Raw genomic sequence first — 2,850 nt, forward strand, 5'->3', positions numbered from 1 at the left:
ATTCGATTGCCGTGGATGAGGGGGCGGAAAAGAAGGACGATGGGGTCGACTCCGACTTTCCGGAGTTAGACAACACAAAGGAAGTTTTTCGCCCCGCCCCATCCTCGGATGGGCCGGGCCATGGCTTTGAGGTTTTGAATACCGCCCCGGCTTTCTTTCGGGGCATGAAGTGGCGAGGCGCTTGGCGGTGTCGCTCCGTCCGGCCTGACGGCACGGTCGGTGGGTGCACCATCCACACGCGCAGGGGCGAGACCGGGCATGAGCACGACGATCGACTATTATGAACTGCTCGAATGCGAGCGCACGGCGGACGATGCGACCATCAAGTCGCGCTACCGCAAGCTGGCGATGCAGTACCACCCGGACCGCAATGCGGGCTGCAAGGACTCCGAGGCCAAGTTCAAGGCGATCAGCGAAGCCTATGATTGCCTGAAGGATCCCCAGAAGCGTGCGGCCTATGACCGCTATGGCCATGCCGCGTTTCAGCAGGGCATGGGCGGCGGCGGTGGCCATGGCGGTCAGGATTTCGGCGCCTTCTCCGACCTTTTCGAAAGCGTCTTCGGCGAGTTCATGGGCGGCGGACGCGGCGGCGGGCGGCAGCAGCCCCGGCGCGGCGCGGACCTGCGCTACGACATGGAAATCTCGCTGGAAGAGGCGTTTCACGGTAAGCAGACCGAGATCACCGTCGATGTCTCGGCCGCGTGCGACACCTGCGACGGCACGGGCGCCAAGCCCGGCACCAGCGCCAAGACCTGCCAGCAGTGCGGTGGCCACGGCAAGGTGCGGGCGCAGCAGGGCTTCTTCGTGGTCGAGCGGACCTGTCCGGTCTGTCAGGGCGCAGGGCAAATCATCGCCGATCCGTGCACCGATTGTCGCGGCGACGGTCGGGTTGAAAAGACCAAGACGCTGGCCGTGAACATTCCGGCGGGCGTCGACGAGGGCACCCGTATCCGCCTGACGGGCGAGGGCGAAGCGGGCGCGCGCGGCGCACCCGCTGGCGACCTCTACATCTTTCTCCATGTGAAGCGGCACGCGATCTTCGAGCGTGAGGGCACGACCTTGTTCGCGCGCGCACCGATCAGCTTCACGACGGCGGCGCTGGGCGGATCGCTCTCGATCCCCGGCCTCGACGGTCGCACGCACGACATCAAGATTCCGGCGGGCATCCAGTCGGGCAAGCAGCTTCGCCAGCGTGGCGCCGGCATGCCCGTGCTGCAAGGGCGCGGCACCGGCGACCTGGTCGTGCAGATCGAGGTCGAAACGCCGACCAAGCTGTCGACTCGCCAGCGCGAACTGCTCGAACTCTTCCGCGAGACCGAGACGGGTGACGAATGTCCCGAGAGCCAGGGCTTTTTCGCCAAGCTGAAGAGCGTGTTCGCGGGCGAGTGACACGTTGATTATCTGTGACGGTTGATGGAGGGGAGGGCGAGGCGATCGCTCTCCCCTTTGCCATTGTGGTGAACCGGATCGCCCGTGTCAGGGTTTCGGGACGCTCGCCTTCATGGCGTCGAGCTTCTTTAATTGTTCGGCCTGCAGCGGTACGCCTAGTGTGGTGCGCAAGCTATCGGGGATCAGACTGCGGTCATACGGGTCCATCGTCGGGCCGCTCTCCTTGGCCCTAAGGTACTGGGTCCCATAGATTTGTGGCTGACCTATCTGCATCAGATAACGATCGAGCGTGGCGGCGGCGATCCAGTTCGCCTCGGTCTTGCCACGCGCAACCGCCGCCATGGCGAGCGAATGCGCCAGCAGATAGTCCGCCGGCTTCGAACCATGTTGGAAGAGGAAGGCGGCGCGGTAATAATCCTCTGCGGTGGTCAAGCTGCCTTCGCGCAACATGGCCTCGGCTCTGGTCCGGCGCGCGGCATCTTCGGCGATCATACGTCGAATGGCCGTCATGTCCGGCAGCTTGGCGGGATCGATCGCGGTCCGAATGGCCTGATCCGCCTCGAACATCGCGGCCATTTCCCGGTTGTCCTCAGGACTTGGCGTCTGCGCCAGCGCGGGGCCCACCGCCACCGTCAGACATCCCAGTGCCGCGATCCAAGCCGTCCGCATCATACACCTCTCCCTGCAGCAATGCCGCATTGAACCCGCTCTGTAGCAGGGTTGGCAAGCGCGGTAGCGGAACTTGTCGATGGCGGCACGATCGCTTGCTTGCGTGACGCGGATTTTCGGGTTCCATTGGCACAGTTGATGGAAGGAACACCCAGCATGATCCCGCGCCTGCTTGCCCTATCCCTGCTGACGGCGTCGCTGACGCTCCCCGCCGCCGCGCCGGTATCCGCGCCGCGCGTCGGGATCGCCAGTTTCGAGGCGCTGCCCAAGCCATTGCCGCTGCCCTATCATGCCGGTGACGCCAAGGCGCAGATCGCGGCGGCGCGGGCCCGCGCGGTCAAGGCGCACAAGCGGGTGCTGATCGATCTGGGCGGTAACTGGTGCCTGGACTGCCGGCTGCTGGCGGGGGTGATGGAAACGCCGCAGATGCGCGGCTTCGTCACCAAGCATTTCGAGGTGGTGACGGTCGATGTCGGCCGCTTCGACCAGAATATGGATATTCCGGCGTCCTACGGCGTGAAGGGCCGGCTGGCCGGGGTGCCCGCCGTGCTGATCGTCGATCCGAAGACCAACAAGCTGATCAATGCGGGGCGTGAGACGGCGCTGGCCGATGCGCGGGCGATGACGCCGCAGGCGGTGGCGGATTGGTTGGCGGGGTGGGTGGGGTGAGACTCAGTGGCGTCCCAGCCCGGTAACAACCGTCTTTCCCTCCCCCGGCCCCTCCCGCCTGCGGGAGGGGAGAGGTTAGGGGCAACCGTTTCCTTGGATAACTCCCCTCCCGCAGGCGGGAGG

3 protein-coding genes are annotated in these 2,850 nt (G+C 65.3%); 2 read left to right on the forward strand and 1 reads right to left on the reverse strand.

What is annotated here, in order from left to right; genetic code table 11:
• The first annotated feature begins 258 nt into the window (after window positions 1-258).
• On the forward strand, window positions 259-1,389 hold the full coding sequence (gene dnaJ, locus ACQKJZ_RS18855; protein ID WP_427733187.1) for a molecular chaperone DnaJ: 1,131 nt from the start codon (window positions 259-261) through the stop codon (window positions 1,387-1,389).
• Between the two features lie 87 nt (window positions 1,390-1,476).
• On the opposite strand, the gene ACQKJZ_RS18860 is transcribed toward dnaJ, so the two are convergent.
• Window positions 1,477-2,061 (reverse strand): DUF6624 domain-containing protein, encoded by a 585-nt coding sequence (locus ACQKJZ_RS18860; protein ID WP_427733189.1) that lies wholly within the window; start codon window positions 2,059-2,061, stop codon window positions 1,477-1,479.
• Between the two features lie 153 nt (window positions 2,062-2,214).
• On the opposite strand from ACQKJZ_RS18860, the gene ACQKJZ_RS18865 reads away from it, so the two are divergent.
• A complete protein-coding gene (locus ACQKJZ_RS18865) occupies window positions 2,215-2,727 on the forward strand; it encodes a thioredoxin family protein (RefSeq protein WP_427733191.1) in 513 nt (170 codons plus the stop codon).
• The last annotated feature ends 123 nt before the right edge of the window (window positions 2,728-2,850 follow it).

Source organism: Sphingomonas sp. NPDC019816 (assembly GCF_050274375.1).
Lineage (GTDB): Bacteria > Pseudomonadota > Alphaproteobacteria > Sphingomonadales > Sphingomonadaceae > Sphingomonas.

Excerpts from the sequence above, each read along its gene's own strand:
- ACQKJZ_RS18865 (WP_427733191.1), top strand. The coding sequence starts at position 2,215 with ATGATCCCGCGCCTGCTTGCCCTATCCCTGCTGACGGCGTCGCTGACG.
- ACQKJZ_RS18860 (WP_427733189.1), bottom strand. The coding sequence starts at position 2,061 with ATGATGCGGACGGCTTGGATCGCGGCACTGGGATGTCTGACGGTGGCG.
- dnaJ (WP_427733187.1), top strand. The coding sequence starts at position 259 with ATGAGCACGACGATCGACTATTATGAACTGCTCGAATGCGAGCGCACG.